Genomic DNA, 21,421 nt, shown 5'->3' on the forward strand with positions numbered 1-21,421 from the left:
AGACGGGACACAAGCCCCGTCCTTCCGGGACGGCTTTATGTTAAAATTTGGTCATAGTCGCCATAGGGCATTGGGAGACTTTAAACGGACATGGAAGGACGATAAGACCACTTGTGGCTTGTTCTGGCGAAGTGTCAAGTGTTTCCCCGCACCTTCAGGTCGGTGAGTATGTCAAAAATATTTACTCCTTGCTTTCAGCAGGGAAGTTGAGGATAAGATTTCTTATCCTCAATTTTTATGTAGGAGCAATACCTTGTGTATTTCTTGGGTTTCCTTGCGTCAACCCAACCTTGTATCTTAGAGGTATGTTAGAGGATAAAAGTTACTGAACTGTTAAGTTACTTTGTTTTTTTTAATCACAATTTTAGCGGAATAAGTGATAATGATCCGGTATAGTTTGTCATGGGTTTTACAGATGTACATCTGTTACCTTACATTCTTGTGAAAGTACCATCATTAAACACATTATTCACTAAAAAAATGAAAAATCAGGGTTTTCATATTTCTCGTTTATCTTTACAAACCAGCCTGACAGCTTTGTTATTAGTTGCTGGTAGTTCTACCCCCATACTTAGTCAACTTAAAGCTGGCGCTGCTCCAACTTTAACAGCCCAAGTGCCAGCCAATGGCACTGTCATTTACGTTAACTCTGCCACTGGAAAAGATACTGCCGCTAATGGAACTATAGCAGCCCCCTATAAAACCATCACCTTTGCCCTTTCTAAAGCTACAGCCGGGACAGTTGTTCAGGTTGCCCCTGGGAACTATAGTAAAGATAGTGGTGAAACATTCCCTCTTGTCCTCAATTCTGGAGTGACGCTTCAAGGTAATGAGTCTAACAAGGGTGAGGGAATCTTAATTAGCGGTGGTGGTTATTACACTAGTCGCACTTTTGCCAGACAGGATATTACACTGTTAGCGAATAATAGCACTATTATTACAGGTTTAACTTTTACCAACCCGAATTCCCGGGGAACGGCTGTATGGGTAGAATCCAGTAACCCTGTGATCAAAAATAGCACATTTATTAACAGTGTCAGAGAAGGAATTTTTGTGACAGGTACGGGAAATCCCCAAATCGAAAATAACATCTTTTTGAAAAATAAGGGCAATGGAATTTCTGTAACTAAATCTGCCCAAGGTGTGATTCGTGGCAATTTATTTCAGGATACTGGTTTTGGTGTAGCAATTGGTGGTAGTTCTACACCTTTATTAGAAAGTAACAACATTACCCAAAACACAGACGGTCTTTTTATCTCGGAAACTGCCAAACCTATCCTCCGTAAAAATTCCATTCGCGGTAATAAACGGGATGGTATTGTCGCTACTATTAGTGCAGTTCCTGACCTGGGTACAAGTGAAAATCCTGGTGGCAATCTCATCCGTGATAATGCTCGCTATGATTTGAACAATGCTACTAAAGCCGGCAAAATTGTCGCTATTGGTAACGATATTAACGAGAAGCGGATTTTTGGTGCTGTTGATTTTGTCGCGGCTAAAGTGACTACACCTCCCGATAACAATACTGGAAATACTGGAAATACTGGAAACACTGCTTTTAAAGATGTGCAAACAGGTTACTGGGCAAAAGCTTACATTGAAGCTTTAGCTGCCAAAAATATTATCGCTGGTTTTCCAGATGGTAGTTTTAAACCCAATGAACCTGTAACTCGCGCTCAATTTGCTGCTATCATAAATAAGGCTTTTAAACCTTCAGCAACACGCCAAGGGATTACTTTTAAAGATGTTAAAAGCAATTATTGGGCTTATAGCGCCATTCAAACTGCTTCTAGTAGTCCGTTTCTATCTGGTTATCCTGATTTAACTTTTAAACCAGAACAACAAATTCCTAGAGTGCAAGCCTTGGTAGCTTTAGCTAATGGTTTGGGTTTAACTGCGAATGGTCAGACTGTGATTAACTTCTATACTGATGCTAGTCAAATTCCCAGTTATGCAGTTGGTCCAGTAGCAGCAGCAACTTCACGGCAATTAGTTATTAATTATCCCACTGTTAAAGAGCTTGCACCTAAGCGTCAAGCAACTAGAGCGGAAATTGCGGCTTTTGTATATCAAGCCTTGGTTAATGCTGGTCGTGTTCAAGCAATTAATTCTCCATATCTGGTAACTGACAAGTAGGCAGGGGGCAGGGGAATATTTATCTTCCCAGTTGCCTCTTGTCTGTCATTTATTCCTACTGTTTTCCCATTTCCAAAGAAACACCATTAACCCAATTACTCCTAGTTGGATAGCGAAATTAGACGCTGCTTGTTCTATATCGCGTCCTGCTAGGAGTTGAAAAAAGAAAACGAATGCACCAATAAAGCCGGAAGCACCGACACCAATATAAATAAATTGTCTTAACCCCCGATAGGGTGCGGCTACTTCGGCTTTGAGACGTTCATATTGTTGGGGGTTGAGATTTTTTGGAGAATTTTGTTCCATCATCAATAAATTATGTTATAATGTGTGACTGTGTACGCCGATGTGGCTCAGGGGTAGAGCAACTGATTCGTAATCAGTAGGTCGTGAGTTCAAATCTCATCATCGGCTTTAAGTAATATATACTCTAAACGGCTTTGTCATTCGATTCTATAGGTAGGGGTTTAGCAGTGCTGGTGTCAATTTAAGCTATAAATGGCTTATTTGTTTGGCTGACACGCCCGCCTGGAACTTAAGTTCCAGGCTAATAGCCAAAGTTTACTAAAGTAAACTGAAGATTTAGACAATTATTTAGTCATCTTTAGATGACTTTGGCTATTAGACTGGGAATTCATTCCCAGTCGGGCTATGATTTTTACGTTAAGTTGACACTTATGAGCAATGCTAAACCCCTACTACACATTTAGGTTTTTCGCAATCTTGCAAAAATCTATGTCCCAGCCGTACTTTGTATAAATTATAGTCTAGTTGGAGAAATTAAAACTCATTTTACTAAAGCAAATGCAACTTTAGTTTAAACTAATACAAATAATTATTATACTGCCTACTTTATTGACAACATGAATCACACGACACACAACAGTATTGTTAACTTTATCTGGAATATTGCCGACGATGTATTAAGAGATGTCTATGTACGCGGAAAATACAGAGATGTTATTTTGCCCATGACGGTACTGCGGCGTTTAGATTGTTTATTAGAACCTAGTAAAGATCAGGTTATTGAGCTTTATCAGAAATTGGAAACGGGTAATTTTGGACAAAATGCTGTAGCGCAACAACTTCCAAGAATATCAGGTTATGTTTTTTATAATACTTCTGAATTTACCTTTAAAACCTTACTCAAATTCCCCAGCGATATTAAAGCCAATTTTGAAAACTATCTGAATGGTTTTAGCGACAATGTTCAAGAAATAATTGCTAAATTTAAACTGCGAAATCAGATAGAAACATTAACAGAAAGTAATCGGCTTTATTCACTAATTGAAAAGTTTGTTGATAAAGGTATTAACCTCAGTTCCGAACCTGTGAAAAATGAACAAGGTGAAATTGTCCATGAAGGATTAACTAACCTGGGAATGGGTTCGGTATTTGAAGAATTAATTCGCAAATTTAACGAAGAAAACAACGAAGAAGCAGGAGAACACTTTACCCCCCGTGACATTATTCAATTAATGGTCAATTTGATATTTTTACCCATTGAAAATCAAATTCAAGGAGGAACTTATTTAGTATATGATGATGCTTGCGGTTCTGGGGGAATGTTAACAGAATCAGAAGCCTTTATGCAATCTTTGGTAGAAAAATCTGGTAAAAAAGTTGCGATTGAATTATATGGTCAGGAAGTCAACCCGGAAACCTACGCTATCTGTCAATCTGATATGTTAATTAAGGGTCGTGACCCGGATAAAATTCATTATGGTTCAACAATTGCTAATGATAATTTTAGCGATATACAGTTTGATTTTATGTTAGCTAATCCTCCATACGGAAAATCTTGGACTGTTGACCAGGATGCGATATTTGATGGTAAAAAAAAGGAAGTTAAAGACCCCCGTTTTGCTGTCGAACATCCCGGTTTAAAACCAGGAGAAAAGCTGAATCTTTTACCTCGTACCAGTGACGGACAATTGTTATTTTTGGTAAATATGCTTTCTAAAATGAAGCATTCCAGCGCGTTAGGTAGTCGCATAGCTATTGTTCATAATGGTTCGGCTTTGTTTACTGGAGATGCTGGTCAAGGGGAAAGTAATATTAGACGCTGGATTATTGAAAATGATTGGTTAGAATGTATTATTGGCTTACCTTTGAATATGTTTTATAACACGGGTATTGCTACTTATATTTGGGTACTTTCTAACCGTAAACCCGAAAAACGTCAAGGTAAAGTGCAATTAATTGACGCTACGGAATGGTATGGAAAGTTAAGAAAGAATTTGGGTAAGAAAAATTGTGAATTAACTCAAGCCAATATTCAGAAAATTACAGAAACGTTTTTAGCTTTTGCGGAAACTGAAGAATCTAAGATTTTTGATAATGCGGATTTGGGTTATCATAAAATCACTGTTGACCGTCCTTTAAGGTTGAAATTTGAAATTACACCGGAACGGGTAGAAAAGTTTATAGTTGCAAATGGTGGTAATTCTTTTCTTCAAAAAGATAGTGGAAACCAACAGGAAATACCGTTAAATATTAGTGCTGATACTAAACATGGTTTAATTTTGGGAATATTAAAAAAATTGTTTGGTTCTGAACCTCATCAAGATTTTAATGTGGTTAAACAGGATTTAGAAAAAGCCCTAAAAGCAGCATCTATGAAACTTTCTGCTAAGGATTTAAAATTGATTTATGACACATTTACAGAAAAAGACGAAACCGCAGCACCGGTAATTAAGAAAAAAACCAAAGAGGTGATCATTTATGAGTCTGATTCTGAGTTACGTGATACTGAAAATGTGCCGTTAAAGGAAGATATTGAGGAGTATTTTCAGAGGGAAGTTTTACCTCATGTATCTGATGCTTGGATAGATGATGATAAGACGGTGAGGGGTTATGAAATTTCTTTTACCAAGTATTTTTATAAGTTTAAACCGTTGCGGAGTTTGGAGGAAATAGCGGCGGATATTTTGGCTTTGGAAGGGGAAACAGAAGGGGTTTTACGTCAGATTGTTACAGGGGAGGTGGGAGAATGAAAGGTTATTTAAAGTATAAAGATTCAGGTGTACAGTGGTTGGGGGAAATTCCTGAACATTGGGATATTACAAAGATCAAAAGGTTAGTTTCCATCAAAATTGCAGATGGTCCTCATGAAACACCAATATTTTCAGATACAGGTTATCCTTTTATCTCTGCTGAAGCAATTCAAAATAATAAAATAGATTTTAACCGTCGAAGGGGAAATATTAAGGAAGAATTACATACATTTTATTGTAAAAAGTGCAAGCCTAAGCAAGATGATGTTTTAATGTGTAAATCTGGTTCTACAACTGGAAAAGTTGCAATTGTAGATACAGATATTGAATTTAGTATATGGTCTCCTTTAGCTTTAATTCGTTCTAATCAAAAAATTATAATACCTAAATTTTTATTTTATTCAATGCTTGAGCAAAGTTTTCAAGCGCAAGTTCAGTTATCTTGGTCGTTTGGAACACAACCAAATATTGGTATGGGGGTAATTGAAAATCTTTATTTAAGACTCCCTACCATATCCGAACAAAAACAAATTGTATATTTCCTTGACCACAAACTAGAACAGATAAACCACTTTATCAGCAACAAACAACGGCTGATAGAATTACTCAAAGAACAGAAAACCGCCATTATTAACCGTGCTGTTACCAAGGGAATTAACCCCCATGCACCAATGAAACCTTCTGGTATTGAGTGGTTAGGAGAAATACCGGAACATTGGAAACTCAAAAAATTAAAATGGTTTACTAAAACAGAAAGTGGTTCAACTCCCAATTCAGGTCAGCAAAAAAAATATTACGAGAATGGAAATATAAATTGGGTAAGAACTTTAGATTTAAACAATGATGAAATATGGAATACAGAAATAAAAATTACTGAAAAAGCAATTGTAGATACATCTTGTAAAATTGTACCACCAGGTACAGTTATGATTGCCATGTATGGTGGTGATGGAACAATTGGTAAAAATGCCATTTTGAGAGTTTTTGCAGCTACTAATCAAGCTGTATGTTGTATATTACCTAATAGTAATTTTGTACCTGAATTTTTACATAAATATGTTCAATTTTATAGACCTCATTGGATGTTTGATGCCACAGGTTCAAGAAAAGACCCTAATATAAGTCAGGAAATCGTTAGAGAATTGATAGTCTTTTTTCCTCCTATAGAAGAACAAAAAGCAATAGTATCTTTTATTGATGAAAAATCCGAAAAAATTGATCTTGCAATTACCAAAATTGAAAAAGAAATCGAACTAATCAAAGAATACCGCACCACCTTAATTTCCGACGCAGTAACCGGCAAAATAGATGTGAGAATTTAGAATTTAGAATTTAGAATTTAGAAGAATGCAAAATTGAGAATTGAGGAGTAAAATTAAGATGATTAAGAAAGATATACAAGAAAGAACCCTAAACTTTAGTATCAGAATAGTTAAACTTTGTAAATTTCTGCGAGAAAATGGCGGAACAGGATATGATCTGAGTAAACAATTAATACGCTCAGGTACAAGCATAGGAGCAAACGTCGAAGAAGCACAAAACGCAGAAAGTAAAGCTGACTTCATTCATAAAATGTCCATTTCCCTGAAAGAAGCTAGAGAAACAAATTATTGGTTAAAAATATTAATGGCAACCGAGAATAACCTAGAATCAAGATTACTCCCTTTATTAAATGAATCCAATGAACTAATTTGTATTATTCATGCTATAATTAAAAACACTAAATCTCAAAATTAACCCACCAATTATTCCAAGTTCTTCTAAATTATTCCAAATTTTCCTACATTCTAAATTCTTCCAAATTCCAAATTCTAAATTCTAAATTCTAAATTCCCATGGATACCAGCGAAAAAGGCTTAGAAACTCTCATAGAAACAAGCCTACTCAACCAAGCAGGATATATAAAAGGACAATCAAATAATTATGAACCTAACTACTGCATAGATAAAACTCTATTATTACAATTCCTCAATCAAACCCAACCCACCCAAATAGACAAACTAAAAACCAAATTTGGTCAAAAATTTGAACAAAAACTATTTGAACGCATATCCAAGCAAATCAAAGACAAAGGTATTATAGAAGTTCTCCGCAACGGTATCAAAGCCCAAGAAATCACCCTGAATTTATATTATAAATTACCACCATCCCAACTTAACCCCCAAGCTATCCAACTCTACAATCAAAATATTTTTTCTGTTACTCGTCAACTCCATTTTAGTAATGATAAAAAACAGCAATCTTTAGATATAGTAATTTTTATAAACGGTTTACCTCTCATTACCTTAGAACTAAAAAACAACCTCACTAACCAAAATGTGCAAGATGCGATAAAACAATATCAAAATAACCGTAACCCCAAAGAAACCTTATTTAACTTTACCCGTTGTTTAGTCCATTTTGCCGTTGATGATGAATTAGTCTACATGACTACAGAATTAAAGGGACAACAAACTATATTTCTGCCATTTAACAAAGGTCAAAAATCAGAACTACAGTTAATATTTCCTGATAGTGCAGGTAATCCAATTAACCCTAATGGAATCAAAACCGATTATTTATGGAAAGAGATTTTTAGTAAAAAAACCTTGAGTAATATTATTGAAAAATACGCCCAATTGGTAGAAGAAAACCTAACCCCCCAACCCCCTTCCCTACGAGGGAAGGGGGAGAATTTAAAGCCTCTCTCCTCGCAGGAGAGAGGTTTGGAGAGAGGTCAGAAAAAACGTAAATTAATATTTCCTCGTTATCACCAACTTGATTTAGTGCAAAAACTTTTAGAAGCTGCTAAAAACCAAGGAGTAGGACAACATTATTTAATTCAACATTCCGCAGGTTCAGGTAAAAGTAACTCCATTAGTTGGCTGAGTCATCAACTCGTAGAACTCACAGACACCAGCGAAACTAACACCATTTTTGATTCTATTATTGTTGTTACCGACCGCAAAATATTAGATAGACAAATCCGCAATAATATTAAACAATTTGCCCAAGTTAACGGCGTAGTCGAAGCCATTACCGAAGGTAGTAAACAATTACAAAAAGCCTTAGAAAACGGTAAAAAGATTATTATTACCACCGTGTTTAAATTTGCCTATATTGTTAAAGAAATTCAGTCATTAAATAATCAAAAATTTGCCATTATCATTGACGAAGCCCACTCTAGCCAAAGTGGTAGTAGTGCGGCAAAAATGAGCGCGGCTTTAAATAAAGAAACAGGAGAAGAAGAAGAAACCACAGAAGATAAAATTCTCAGAATTATTGCCGAACAAAAACTTTCACCGAATGCGAGTTACTTCGCTTTTACAGCCACACCCAAAAATAAAACTTTAGAAACTTTTGGCATTAAAAATCATGAAGATGGTAAATATCATCCTTTTCATAATTATGCCATGAAACAGGCAATAGAAGAAGAATTTATTTTAGATGTCTTAGAAAATTATACCACATATCAAAGTTATTATAAAATTCAACAAATTATTGCAGATAATCCCCAATTTGATACTAAACGCGCTCAGAAAAAGCTGAAAAAATATGTAGAAGGACATCCGCAAATTATCCGCCAAAAAGCCGAAATCATGATTGATCATTTTTTAGCAGATGTCATAAATACAAATAAAATTAATGGACAAGCCAAAGCAATGGTAGTCACTAATGGTATTATCAGCGCGATTCGTTATAAACTGGCTTTTGATGCCTATTTAAAAGAAATTAACGCCCCTTATCAAACAATTGTCGCTTTTTCTGGGAGTAAAGAAGTTGATGGAAAAGTAGAAGATGAATCTTCCTTAAATGGTTTTCCTAGTCAAGATATTCCCGATGAATTTAACAAATGTGAATATAGATTTTTAATCGTAGCTGACAAATATCAAACGGGATTTGATCAACCTTTATTACATACCATGTATGTAGATAAACCCTTGGCTGATATTAAAGCTGTGCAAACTCTATCCCGCTTAAATCGTGCCTATAAACCCGATAAAAAAGATACTTTTATTTTAGATTTTGTTAACTCAGCAGATGCAATTCAAACAGCTTTTGATCCTTTTTATAAAACAACTATTCTCAGTGAAGAAACTGATATAGATAGATTAAATGATTTGCAAGATAGTCTTGATGGTTTTCAGGTTTATTCAGAAACTCAAGTTAATGTATTAATGACAATTTTTATCAATGGTGCAGAACGTGATCAATTAGATCCCATTTTGGATGAATGTAAACAAACTTTTATCAAAGAATTAGATATAGAATCACAAATACAATTTAAAACCAAAGCTAAATCTTTTGTGAGAAACTATCAATTTTTAGTACAGATACATCCTTTTCGTAACCCCTATTGGGAAAGTCTGAAAACTTTTCTCAAGTTCCTATTAACCAAACTTCCTAACCTCAATGATACAGATTTATCTCAAGGTATTTTAGAAAGTGTGGATATTGACAGTTACCGCATAGAGAGACAAAATACATTAGCTATCCAATTAGAAGGTAGTGGAGAAATAAAACCTGCACCTCCCGAACCTCCTGGAAGCACATATCAACCTAAATTAGATTATTTAATTAATATTATTGAAGACTTTAATAACCGCTTTGGGAATATTTCATGGACAGAAAAAGATCAAGTGCGTAAATTCATATTTGAAGATTTACCCGCAGCAGTTAGCAAAGATGAAGAATATCAAAATGCTAAGAAATATTCAGATCGTCAAAATGCGAGAATTACTTTTAAGAAAAAGCTAGTTGATAAGTTTCAGGAGTTTATTTTTGATCATACAGAAGTTTACCGACAATTTACAGATGATCCTGATTTTCAAACATGGTTAGCTGATACACTGTTTAATAGGGATTATGATCAAGATGCAGGATAAAGAAAACATCAAAATAAGAATTATGGAGAAGTGGTACACCAATTCTAAGCCGCAATTACTATATTTCCAACTCCCTCAAATATCAATTTATTATCTACAATTAATCGGTTTGCTATATCTGGAAACTGTTGATAAAGATAGTTTTTCAATAAATTACTATCACCACCAGTCATCACAACCTGACTATTAGGAAATAATTCCCACCAAGCCTCAATAAAATCCTTTATCCCACTTAATAAAGTGTAAATTACTCCACTTTGAATTGCATCGGATGTATTCATGGCAAAATGTAGTGGCAAAGATGTAATTAAACCAGGTTTTAATAATGGTAATTGTCCGGTTTTTTGTCCTAAACTGGCAAATTGTAACCCTAAACCCGGCAAAATTGCCCCACCAACCAAACATTGATGATTGTCTGCACCTGTAAAAGTCAATGCTGTACCCGCATCAATTACTAATGCGGGAAATCCCCAAGTTATTCCCGCACCCCATACCGCTAAAGCCCGATCAATTCCTAGCGTGGGATACATTCCCCCTAATGGTACATCTTCCAAAGTAATCAGACGCAAATGGGGGTAAATTTGCCAAAGTGCGGTTTGACTGGGAACGACAGAAGCGAGAATCAGAGGGATAGGATCATCTGGGATAATGGGAAGATTGGTAGGTAGAGAAATCGCTGTCAACCAATTATCTAAGGTTGGAGATTCAGCTAATTTTTGAATAACAGATGCAGATAGATGAAATGTGTCCCCAGTTGAGTATAATATCTTATCTATGAACAATGCCCAATGCAGGCGGGAATTACCGACCATTAATACTAAAGAAAGATGCTGTTGCTCTTTTAAGGGCAGATGATTTCTCACACTTTTAATTTTCTCAACTTAGTTATAGGTTTTGTCCTGAAAATATGGCTGGGAAATTTGTGGTAATCTATAGTGTAACTGCCGTACAGGAGTCAGGAGCAGAAATCAAAAAATTCTTTCCCTCGCGTTGCTCCCTACCTCTTCCCTTATTCTCTCAGAAAGCATTAAAATACATGAAGTAAATAGCTTTCACTTTGGTTTGCTTTAAGCAAAAATGGTATATGACTGACGTTCCCGCTGCTCGCATTCGTAATTTCTGTATTATTGCTCACATTGATCACGGGAAATCTACTCTCGCGGATCGTTTACTACAGGCGACTGGGACTGTAGAAGATCGACAGATGAAAGAGCAGTTTCTTGATAACATGGATTTGGAACGGGAGCGCGGCATTACAATTAAGCTGCAAGCTGCCCGGATGAATTATACTGCCAAGGATGGTCAGCAGTATGTTCTTAATTTAATTGATACTCCTGGACACGTAGACTTTTCCTATGAAGTGTCGCGCTCTCTAGTGGCTTGTGAAGGGGCATTATTAGTTGTGGATGCGTCCCAAGGTGTAGAGGCGCAAACTCTCGCAAATGTCTATTTAGCCCTAGAGAATAATCTAGAAATTATCCCAGTTTTAAATAAAATTGATTTACCAGGGGCAGAACCAGAACGAGTAATTGGCGAAATTGAAGAAATTATTGGTTTAGATTGCAGTGGCGCAATTTTGGCTTCAGCGAAGGAGGGAATTGGCATTGCGGAGATCTTAGAAACAATTGTCGAACGAGTTCCCCCACCTGCTGATACTGTAAATGAGAAGCTGCGGGCGTTAATTTTTGATAGTTACTATGATAGTTACCGGGGTGTAATTGTTTACTTCCGGGTCATGGATGGAACTGTGAAAAGAGGCGATCGCATCTACTTAATGGCATCTGGTAAAGAATTTATCATTGATGAATTAGGCATTCTCGTGCCAACACAAAAGCAAGTGGAAGAACTTCATGCTGGGGAAGTAGGATATTTAGGAGCATCAATTAGAGCCGTAGCTGATGCCAGAGTAGGAGATACCATTACCCTATGCAAAAACAAAGCCACTGAAGCCTTGCCTGGTTACGCAGAAGCAAATCCCATGGTATTTTGTGGGATGTTCCCCATAGACGCAGATCAGTTTGAAGACCTGCGAGAAGCTTTAGAAAAACTGGAACTCAATGATGCTGCATTAAAATATGAGCCAGAAACCTCTAGTGCTATGGGTTTTGGTTTCCGTTGCGGGTTTTTGGGATTACTGCACATGGAAATCGTCCAAGAACGTTTAGAACGCGAGTATAACCTAGATTTAATCATTACCGCACCATCGGTAGTTTACAAAGTTGTCACCAACAAAGGTGAAGAACTGTACATTGATAATCCTAGTCGCTTACCTGAACCGAATGAACGGGACAGAATCGAAGAACCCTATGTCAAAGTCGAAATGATTACTCCAGAAACCTACGTCGGTTCTTTAATGGAGTTGTCGCAAAATCGCCGGGGGATTTTCAAAGATATGAAATATCTCACCCAAGGACGGACTACACTAACTTATGAGTTACCCCTAGCGGAAGTTGTTACTGACTTTTTTGATCAAATGAAATCCCGTTCTCGCGGTTACGCCAGTATGGAATATCATCTGATTGGCTACCGGGAAAATCCTTTGGTGAAATTGGATATTCTGATTAATGGTGATCCAGTGGATTCCTTAGCGATGATTGTCCACAGAGATAAAGCCTACAATGTCGGTAGAGCTATGGCGGAAAAACTCAAAGAACTAATTCCCCGTCATCAATTCAAAGTCCCCATTCAAGCTTCTATTGGCTCAAAAGTTATTGCCAGTGAAAGTATATCAGCGATGCGGAAAGATGTCTTGGCTAAATGCTATGGTGGCGACATCAGCCGGAAGAAGAAACTGTTGAAAAAGCAAGCCAAAGGTAAAAAACGGATGAAGTCTATAGGTACGGTGGATGTACCCCAGGAGGCTTTTATGGCTGTGTTGCGGTTAGATAAGAGCTAATTCCCAGATTTTTGGTTTATTGCTAAAAACTCGTCTGTATGCAATCGTGAGGGAAATTACAGGCGAGTTTATTGTGAAAATCAGGCAAAAAATGGGTAATACAGCAGATTTCGCTCTAATGAGGTACAAACTTGAATTATGAAACCCTTGTAGTGCGGGCATCTTGCCCGCTACTGTAGGTAAGCAGAGGATCTTCTCGTCACTAATTAACTAATAGCAAGATAGTTCTTCCTTATCAATCTCATGATAACATTTTTAAAATTGTTTGTCAATACAATAAAATCACTTTTTTCCCGTTGGCGTTTTTGCGTTTTTTAGCGAAACATTATGGGGTGATGATGTAAGGAAGGAGGAAGGAGGAAGCCAGGGAGAGAAGCCAGGGATATAGCTAAAGTCGGTTAAAACCGACTGGGGGGTTCAAAAATTATTGGAGATGTCTATTGAATTTACGTTTTGTCCAAACACCAATACCAAAAAGAACTGTACTACTTAATACTGGTAAAGCATCAGTTTCCCAAGGAACGGACTGAATTGTGGCATTACTTAGGGTGAGAGTTGATGGACCTGTTGAATCCCCAGTATCAACAACTCCAATACCGATGTTATAATTTCCCGCAGAAGTGAAGGTATAGCTATAAAGACTATTATCCGTTAAGGTTTGAACATTATTGTTAATCGTTACAAAAGCTTGATCTGTATCTGCACTTGTGAAATTCCAGTTGAAGCTAAACACATCTCCAGCATTGATATTATTAAAGGTACTTTTAATGGCTGAACCATATTGATTGTCTGGAATAGCAGTTGCAAAATTGGTCGCATTGATACCCAAAAATTGCTCTAAACTACCAGCACCACCACCAGTATCAACGGTATTTGTTGTACCTGATTGAATAACTGTGTTGTTACTACTAACATCTCCAATGGAGCTAAAGGTGTTTAAATTAACTAAGTTAATAGAGTAAGCAGGAGTACTACTTGCACACCTATAGCATAGCCAGATGTATCATAATTGCCCACTAATGTGGGTGCAAATACTCCCTGATAGGTGTTGAGGGTGTCTGCATGAAAAACAATCTCCGACAAATAATGTAGAGACGTTCCATGGAACGTCTTTAAATCTGTAACGGGAATATTAACCTCTAACTCCCAATTTCCCCCTAATGCTGCATTTCCCGTTTTTGTTGCTGACGCACTAATGGTTGCGTTAGTAATCTCATGTAACTTTCTAATAAATTCTTCCCCAGCATCCCCCGCAGCGACGTTACAACCATAGAGTAAAATGTTCTCGCTTTGCCAATGCTGCAACAATTCAGCATATTTACTGATATTTTCTAAATTCAGTTGACTATTTCCTAAATACAAACATCCTGGAGAACCGTGGGAAAGGATGTGAATAGTGGTTATTTGAGTATGCTGTCGTAAAAATTCCGTAATTTCCTCAATTCCGTTTTGATTTGGGGAAAGAATAACCGTTTTTACTCCTGCTATAACTCCTGTCTGTAGGGTTTGGTAGTCGGAAACAGAAGAATCAATAAAGACAACAGTTGTCGCAGTTTGACTGAGAAAAGAATTGTTTAACATACCTTTGGGGGTTAAAGTCCCCTGCTTCTACAAGCAGCGGGTTTTGCGTCGGGGTAAAATCCCCGTTGCAAAACGTAATTCTAAATTCTAAATTCTAAATTCTGCATTCTTTTAACATATTTTTTATTTCCGCACCTGATAACGAAGTGTAGTTTCCTATTGCATTAAGTAAGGGTTTAGCAATGCTCATTGGTGTCAACTTAACGTAAATTGATGTCCCTTCAAGCCAGCCAGGGAATAAATTCCCTGTCTAAAAGCTAAAGTCGGTTAAAACCGACTATTTCAGCATAAATAGGATAATTTTTGATTTTGAGTTAACCAGAGTGCGTTTTAACGCACTTGAGCTTTTAGACCGGAACTTAAGTTCCGGGCGGGAATGTTGCAGCCAAACAAACAAGCTACTTGTACTGAGCTTACCAAAGTATCCCTCGCCTAATTTGACACCAATAAAGCTCTTGCTTTACCCCTATCAAATCTTTACCAATTCTAATCTAGATATGCTTAAACAGCAATGATATACTCATAGATTTTACTTGTATATTGATCTTACACAAATATTACTAACAGGATTTTAAGAGAGCGATTCCTAGGTCGCGCTTTGCTATCGCTACATTCCGTCACTAACTACTATACTGTACTCTCTCGCAAATAAGCCGCGAGCAGTATTCCTAAGAGTTTTCGAGAATTTTTAATTTCTAATGCCCTTTTCCCTGCTATAAATATAGTTTTTATATATTTTAATTTTTTGTCAATCATCGGGGAGTCAAGTCAATGAAGATATTAGTGCTGAGTTGGGAATTTCCACCGAGGATAGTTGGGGGAATTGCTCGTCACGTTGCTGAGTTGTACCCGGAACTAATAAAGTTAGGCCATGACATCCACCTAATTACGCCAGAATTTGGTCCAGCATCCTTGTATGAAGTCGTGGAAGGCATTCATATCCACCGTGTCCCAGTAGCTCCTAGTAACGATTTTTTCCACTGGGTGGTGAACTTAAATGAGAGTATGGGAGAACATGGCGGCAGGTTATTAAGGGAAAAAGGTCCATTTGATCTGATTCATGCCCATGATTGGTTAGTTGGGGATGCAGCGATCGCTCTCAAGCATACCTTTAAAATTCCCCTAATTGCCACAATTCACGCCACAGAACATGGACGCTATAACGGTATTCACAATGATACCCAAAACTATATTCATGATAAAGAATATACACTAGCTGATAATGCTTGGCGGGTCATCGTTTGTAGTGAATATATGCGTCGGGAAATGATCGGAACACTATATATTCCTAGTGATAAAATTGACGTAATTCATAACGGTATTCGCGCAGAAAAGAAAATACATCACAAAGATTTTCATGCTCAAGATTTTCGGCGACGATTTGCCGCAGATGATGAAAAAATTGTCTATTATCTTGGTCGCATGACCTATGAAAAAGGCGTACCTATATTACTTAATGCCGCTCCCAAGGTGCTGTGGGAAATGGGAAATAATGTTAAATTTGTCATAATTGGTGGTGGTAATACTGACCATCTTAAACGTCAAGCTTGGGATTTGGGAATTTGGCACAAGTGTTACTTTACTGGATTCCTGGCTGATGAATACTTAGATAAATTTCAAACCATCGCTGACTGTGCAGTTTTTCCCAGTCTTTATGAACCCTTTGGGATAGTTGCTTTAGAAAGTTTTGCCTCCCGCGTACCAGTCATAGTTTCCGATACTGGTGGTTTTCCTGAAGTAGTTCAACATACAAAAACGGGAATTACCACCTGGGTAAACAACTCGGACTCTGTGGCTTGGGGAATATTAGAAGTGCTGAAAAACCCAGATTATTGTCAATGGTTGGTAAATAATGCTTATGCAGATTTAGAGAAAAGATTTAGCTGGCCAAAATTAGGTAAACAAACAGAAATGGTTTATGAAAGAGTAGTAGAAGAACGAGCAGAAATTGTCTGGTAAAGAGAATTAAAGATTACTCTGATTATTGTCCGTAAAAAAACAGTACAAACCCTGTACGCTAGGAATTTAGCCCTGAGAAATGCGAAAGTTAGAAATGATTGCTGTTTGCTTGACAAGATTATAATATGATAAAGGCATTCCTAAGTACATCCAGGCGTTTGCAGAATGCAAAAAACAGCTTGTTGAAGATGGTAAACCGCATCCTAGATCGTTTAACAGCCAAGTTAAAACGGTTCTTTGAGGATATCATTGCCGATAGCCAGATTCCCACCTCTGAACCAGCTTATAAACTCCCTAAATTAGCTGGACCTGTTCATAATTTAGGTGGTGGCGGTCCTGATGTTGATGACGCTATTCAGTGGATGATTAATCAAGTCAGGGGTGGTAGTAACAGCAATACTAAAGTTAATGTTTTAGTAATTCGTGCTGCTGGTAACGATGATTATAATCAGCTAATTTATAGTATGAGAGGTGTCAAATATGTAGAAACTCTCATCATTCGTAATCGTCAAGAAGCAAACCGAACCGATATTTTTGATAAAGTCAGAAATGCTGGCGTAATTTTCTTTGCTGGTGGTGATCAATGTGAATATATTCGCCACTGGAAAAACACTAAGCTAGAAGTTGCTATTAAGTCGGTTTATGATCAAGGTGGTGCTATTGGTGGTACAAGTGCCGGAGCGATGATTCAAAGTGAATATGTTTATGATTCTTGTGCTTGTGAAGATAGTATTGAAACTCACGAAGCCCTTGATGATCCCTACGGGAATATTACCTTTACCTATAACTTTTTCCAGTGGAAATATCTGCGAGGAACTATCATTGATACCCATTTCGATGAACGCAAAAGAATGGGGAGAATTATGGTTTTTATTGCTAGGCAAATTCAAGATGGTGTATCTGCAAAAGCGTTAGGGATAGCAATTAGTGAACAAACATCTTTACTAGTTGATAAATATGGTATTGCTAAAGTTACGGGTAAAGGTTCAGCATATTTTGTCTTAGGAGATCATCCTCCAGAAACTTGTAAAAAGGGAACTCCTCTCACATATCACGACTACAAAATTTGGCGAGTTCCTAGAGGTGACACTTTCGATTTAAATAAATTACCGTCACGGGGTTATTATCTCAGAAGTGTGAAGCGCGGAAGGTTTGACTCCGATCCTTATTAATAGCATTTGTCTACACAAATTAGCCTCACTAGCCCACTCAGGTGGGCTTTATTGCTAAGGGTGCTATCTTTGTTTCGCGCAAAGACGCTAAGGATCAAAGACGCAAAGAAGGAAAATAAGGGCTTATAGAGAAGGGTGAACTAATCATAATTCGCTGACTATGCGAGGAAATTGTTCATCTGCATAAAGACGTACCACAATTTAAGCCGCCTCATTTTTTTGAATTGCTGTTTCAATTTCTTCTAGATGTGCATTTGCATAAGCCCAAGCATTCACTAAATCAGCAGCAGTTAAATGAGGATAATCATCTAAAATTTGTGCTTCACTAATTCCTAAACATATTGAGACTCAGAAAAGATCAGTAAATCTAACGTTGTTTAACAACCTTATTTTAATATAGATTGATTTTAAAGACTTCTTAAAGACTTTTTAAAGACTTCTTAAAGACTTTTTAAAGACTATTTTAAGACTATTTTAAGCACCCCTCAAGAAATAGACCCAAAAAATGAGGGTCTGTTGGTAATGTTCACCTATGTTCCCTTTGGAATTTAATTAAGGTATCCCTATGAAACGTATTTCTTTAATCTCTGCTCTTTTAGTAAGTAGGCCGGCGTTAAAGAATCAATCTATGTAACGAAATATAAATTAACGAATACCTTATAAATAGGGTGTTTCACGGTTTTTACAAAACTAAACATATATCGATTTTATTGGGCCGACTTACTTAGCGGTTCTTTCTTATTCGCACCTGTGGCCAAGGCTGAACAAACCTTGAATCTAGACTTCACTGGTGTTGCTCAGGCTAACTGCTTGTTCACCAACATCGAATCAGGTCTAATTGTTGCTAAGGGTGTAGATATTGGAACCATTGGTTCTAATAGCAACGCGGCACTAGCTGCTGTTGCTGGTGTTACTCCCCAAAAAGCGGGTTTTACTGCTGAGTGTAACTCCCAGACGGCCTTCTTTGTAGATACACCTGTTGCTGCTGCTTCTAACCCTGCTTTTCAAGCAGTTAGTACAAAATCAGTTCTAGCTGATGCTGGTGCTGGTGGTGCCACAATTGAAGCTTACACAGCATCGCCTGCTGGTGGTTCTGTAACAAGTGACCAATTCCTTCCCGTTGCCGCCGCTGCATCTACAGACATGACGGTTGATATGAATGTTCAATCTGCTTCTGGTGTTCCTGTAGGTATCTACAAATATACAATTCTAGTAAGCGCTGTTGCTCAATAGTGATATTGGAGTTGATTTCCAGCATCAGAAATAGGTAACAGATATCTACTGAAAATTAACTGGGCGTTATCCGAAAGCCAGATAGAGATGCTCCATAGAACGTCTCTATCTGGTTAAAAATGCTTATTTAAGAGATTTTAGAAATCCCTGATCCGATATCTTAAAAAGATGTCGCCTTGCTTAAATATATTTGTCAATTATACTTGGCACGGTCTTCGTACTGCTGAAATGATAAAAGACCATCTGAGAGGATGTTTGAAAAGTGGTATTCCGTAATTTTCATCACATTGCTACCCCCCTTAGTCCCCCTTGTAAAGGGGGGAAACAATAAAAATCCAGTTCCCTCCCCTTTACAAGGGGAGGGTTAGGGTGGGGTAAAAAATATTTGATACATCAACCATAACTTTTCAAACACCCTCTGATTTAAATAATAAGACTATGTTTACTATTCAACCTTCCTACTTGCAAAGTCTCCTAAATGTTGGTATCCGTGTCCTGGCTTGGGGAAGTTTTATCGGAGTTCCTCTAGTGCTATCTGGACAAGCTGCTCAAGCACAATCCTTAAATTTGATTCCTGGTATTGTGGAACTGGAGACCGAACGTGGTCAGGGAAAAGGTGTATTTACCATCAGAAATGTTAGCACCACTTCCCCTGTGCGCGCTCGACTCTATGCCGAACCCTTTTCCTATACGGATTTAGGATTACGTCCAGAACCTAACAGCAAAGCCGACCTGACACCCTATCTGGTGTTTTCTCCTCGTGAGTTAACACTTAATCCAGGACAATCCAGACAGGTGCGACTTGTGACTCGTATTCCCGAAAAGATAACTGATAAAGAGTATCGGGCAGTTGTGTATGTTGAATCCTTGACTGAGTCCCCTACTAATCCCAATGTACCTAAGAATGTCGCGGTTTCCCAAATGGGACTTGTTACTAGAATTGGGGCAACGGTTTATGCTCGTCAAGGTAAGGTTGCTCCTAGTCTAAAGGTTATGGGGGCTAACTATGATCCTAAACAAAGACAAATATTGCTGAATGTAGAAAATACTGGTAACGGCTCGACTCGTCCCCATATTGAATGGACACTGAAACAGGGAGATAAGGAAGTTGTGAGCCGAGTCAATGGACCTGCTTCAATAGTATCGGAAAGTAGTCGTAAATTCCCGATTAATTATCCAGCCAAGAATGAAAAACCTTTGTCGGCTGGTACCTATAATCTGTCTGGAAAACTTGTTTGGGTAAATAAAGGTTGGGCGCTAAATTCCGAGACCAATCAAAATGTTGTTCCTTTTAATTTTTCCTTGACGGTACCTGGTAAATAATCCCTGGGGTGTAAATTCAAAATGGGCGGTTAGAAACTGCGTCTACACAGGCAAAACCCTTGATTCTTCCGAAGTTTAGATTTTCCATGACCTCGTGAAAGTCCATCTCTCAATAATGTTGAATGTAAAAAGCGGTTTTCATCCAGTTTTAGATGGACATTGGGTTAAAAGTTTTTAGATTTTACTCGGCTTGTACATCTGTTTTCGCCTTAGTATTAATTTCTGCTCCTGCCGTATTTGGAAAAACTCCAGGTCAGTCTCCTACAACGGAAGAGGTTAAAAAGTTCAGTGAAACGGTAGAGTTTTTACGGATTACAGATATAGAAAAATCAACCCAATCTCAACCTACTATAAACTTTATCCAGGCGGTGGATTTAGAACAAGCAAAACCAGTCTCAAGAAAATTTGATGATCAATTCCCCATTAATGAGCAAAAAATTGAGTTTTTACCGGTAACAGATATAGAAAAGCCGATTCCACCAAAAACCTCTAATAAACCACTAAATATTACTCAGTCTCCCCCGTCTGCCAACTCATTAATTCCTCCCATTGACCCTAAAAGTGTTACTGCTCAATGGGGCATTTTGCCAATTGGGATTTTAGTAGATGGCCGTGGGGTTGTCAAAAGTGCCTTGGTACGGGGGACTGAAGATGGTTCTCAGGCAATTCAATTTGATGATTGGCTTGTTCCTTATGAGGTAATAATTAAGGCATTGAATATTCGGGTGACTAATTTGCCTAATGGTCAGGTACAATTGCGATCGCCGACAGTCGTATTCGACCTTGATCTTAGTCGTCTCAGACTCGACCCCGAAATAGGCGCTGTTCTATCTATCCGTGATGTTAAAGACTGGTTTGGCATTACTCCAGAATTTGACATCGATAATTATGCTATCCAAATCAAATATCCTCGCACCAACCAATCAGTCCTCAGCAAGGCCACCGTTGAGCCACCCATTGACCTCACTAATATTCCCTATATTTTTGCCCCTTCATTCACTGTCACCACCATAAATAATCAACAATCTGCCCAAAGTTTCCGTTCCCGTGCCACTCAAAATCGAACAGTTACTAGTAGCGGTAGCTTATTGGGAGGAGCATGGCTTCTCAGTCTCAATGAAACTCAAACCGAAAATGACAACAGTTGGAGATTGGGTTCAGCCAGCTATACTCTCCAAAAAGACTCTACAGACCTATTTGTAGGCTCACAATCCCCCTTTTGGCGTAGCACCAGTCCCAATCCCTTTTGGGGTGTAACCC

14 protein-coding genes, 1 tRNA gene and 4 pseudogenes are annotated in these 21,421 nt (G+C 37.8%); 14 read left to right on the forward strand and 5 right to left on the reverse strand.

All coding sequences use genetic code 11. The features are described 5' to 3' along the window. Positions 1-480 precede the first annotated feature (480 nt). On the forward strand, positions 481-2,136 hold the full coding sequence (locus FJR08_RS12450) for a DUF1565 domain-containing protein (protein WP_168633382.1): 1,656 nt from the start codon (positions 481-483) through the stop codon (positions 2,134-2,136). 45 nt (positions 2,137-2,181) lie between these two features. Here the strand turns inward: FJR08_RS12450 and FJR08_RS12455 are convergent, their stop codons facing one another. After that, a complete protein-coding gene (locus FJR08_RS12455; RefSeq protein WP_168633368.1) occupies positions 2,182-2,445 on the reverse strand; it encodes a DUF3493 domain-containing protein in 264 nt (87 codons plus the stop codon). Between the two features lie 33 nt (positions 2,446-2,478). Between FJR08_RS12455 and FJR08_RS12460 the strand changes: the two genes are divergently transcribed. The 7 genes and pseudogenes from FJR08_RS12460 to FJR08_RS24255 all read left to right on the forward strand — a co-directional run bounded on the left by FJR08_RS12460 (position 2,479) and on the right by FJR08_RS24255 (position 9,997). Then, positions 2,479-2,550, forward strand: a tRNA-Thr gene (locus tag FJR08_RS12460). 449 nt (positions 2,551-2,999) lie between these two features. Beyond that, positions 3,000-5,132, forward strand: coding sequence for a class I SAM-dependent DNA methyltransferase (locus FJR08_RS12465; RefSeq protein ID WP_168633369.1), 2,133 nt, complete (start codon positions 3,000-3,002; stop codon positions 5,130-5,132). Next, positions 5,129-6,454 (forward strand): restriction endonuclease subunit S, encoded by a 1,326-nt coding sequence (locus tag FJR08_RS12470; RefSeq protein ID WP_168633370.1) that lies wholly within the window; start codon positions 5,129-5,131, stop codon positions 6,452-6,454. Before FJR08_RS12465 ends, FJR08_RS12470 begins: the two co-directional genes overlap by 4 nt. Before the next feature lie 58 nt (positions 6,455-6,512). Continuing rightward, positions 6,513-6,869: a four helix bundle protein gene (locus tag FJR08_RS12475; RefSeq protein WP_168633371.1), complete on the forward strand. Its 357-nt coding sequence runs from the start codon at positions 6,513-6,515 to the stop codon at positions 6,867-6,869. Between the two features lie 98 nt (positions 6,870-6,967). After that, positions 6,968-7,573: pseudogene (locus tag FJR08_RS24245) on the forward strand (type I restriction endonuclease); the annotation flags it as partial. A gap of 312 nt (positions 7,574-7,885) precedes the next feature. After that, positions 7,886-8,596, forward strand: a pseudogene (locus tag FJR08_RS24250) (DEAD/DEAH box helicase family protein); the annotation flags it as partial. 177 nt (positions 8,597-8,773) lie between these two features. Then, positions 8,774-9,997 (forward strand): hypothetical protein, encoded by a 1,224-nt coding sequence (locus tag FJR08_RS24255; protein WP_371415556.1) that lies wholly within the window; start codon positions 8,774-8,776, stop codon positions 9,995-9,997. Between the two features lie 44 nt (positions 9,998-10,041). On the opposite strand, the gene FJR08_RS12485 is transcribed toward FJR08_RS24255, so the two are convergent. Beyond that, positions 10,042-10,860, reverse strand: a complete 819-nt coding sequence (locus FJR08_RS12485; protein WP_168633373.1) for a pantothenate kinase — start codon at positions 10,858-10,860, stop codon at positions 10,042-10,044. Between the two features lie 221 nt (positions 10,861-11,081). Between FJR08_RS12485 and lepA the strand changes: the two genes are divergently transcribed. Beyond that, the gene (gene lepA, locus FJR08_RS12490; RefSeq protein ID WP_168633374.1) at positions 11,082-12,893 is read left to right on the forward strand and encodes a translation elongation factor 4; all 1,812 of its coding nucleotides are present in this window, start codon (positions 11,082-11,084) and stop codon (positions 12,891-12,893) included. A gap of 424 nt (positions 12,894-13,317) precedes the next feature. Here lepA and FJR08_RS12495 read toward each other — a convergent pair whose 3' ends face one another. Beyond that, entirely contained in the window at positions 13,318-13,722 is a 405-nt protein-coding gene (locus FJR08_RS12495; RefSeq protein WP_168633375.1) for a hypothetical protein, read from the reverse strand. Between the two features lie 116 nt (positions 13,723-13,838). After that, positions 13,839-14,474 carry a DUF4347 domain-containing protein gene (locus tag FJR08_RS12500; protein WP_015083459.1) on the reverse strand — a complete coding sequence of 212 codons (636 nt, stop codon included), beginning with the start codon at positions 14,472-14,474 and terminating at the stop codon, positions 13,839-13,841. Positions 14,475-15,245: 771 nt separating this feature from the next. Here FJR08_RS12500 and FJR08_RS12505 point away from each other — a divergent pair. Together FJR08_RS12505 and FJR08_RS12510 are read left to right on the forward strand one after the other, a co-directional pair. After that, the gene (locus tag FJR08_RS12505; protein WP_168633376.1) at positions 15,246-16,433 is read left to right on the forward strand and encodes a glycosyltransferase family 4 protein; all 1,188 of its coding nucleotides are present in this window, start codon (positions 15,246-15,248) and stop codon (positions 16,431-16,433) included. Positions 16,434-16,558: 125 nt separating this feature from the next. Next, positions 16,559-17,605 (forward strand): cyanophycinase, encoded by a 1,047-nt coding sequence (locus FJR08_RS12510; protein ID WP_015083461.1) that lies wholly within the window; start codon positions 16,559-16,561, stop codon positions 17,603-17,605. Positions 17,606-17,806: 201 nt separating this feature from the next. On the opposite strand, the pseudogene FJR08_RS12515 reads toward FJR08_RS12510, so the two are convergent. Next, positions 17,807-17,941 (reverse strand): annotated as a pseudogene (locus FJR08_RS12515) (DUF433 domain-containing protein); the annotation flags it as partial. Positions 17,942-18,355: 414 nt separating this feature from the next. On the opposite strand from FJR08_RS12515, the gene FJR08_RS12520 reads away from it, so the two are divergent. From FJR08_RS12520 to FJR08_RS12530, 3 genes and pseudogenes are all read left to right on the forward strand, one after another. Then, a complete protein-coding gene (locus FJR08_RS12520) occupies positions 18,356-18,838 on the forward strand; it encodes a hypothetical protein (RefSeq protein WP_217357514.1) in 483 nt (160 codons plus the stop codon). A 438-nt stretch (positions 18,839-19,276) separates the two neighbouring features. Next, positions 19,277-20,161, forward strand: coding sequence for a P pilus assembly protein, chaperone PapD (locus tag FJR08_RS12525; RefSeq protein ID WP_168633378.1), 885 nt, complete (start codon positions 19,277-19,279; stop codon positions 20,159-20,161). Positions 20,162-20,313: 152 nt separating this feature from the next. Then, positions 20,314-21,421, forward strand: a pseudogene (locus FJR08_RS12530) (hypothetical protein); the annotation flags it as partial.

The sequence above is a fragment of the Dolichospermum sp. UHCC 0260 genome, assembly GCF_009711985.1.
Lineage (GTDB): Bacteria > Cyanobacteriota > Cyanobacteriia > Cyanobacteriales > Nostocaceae > Dolichospermum > Dolichospermum lemmermannii.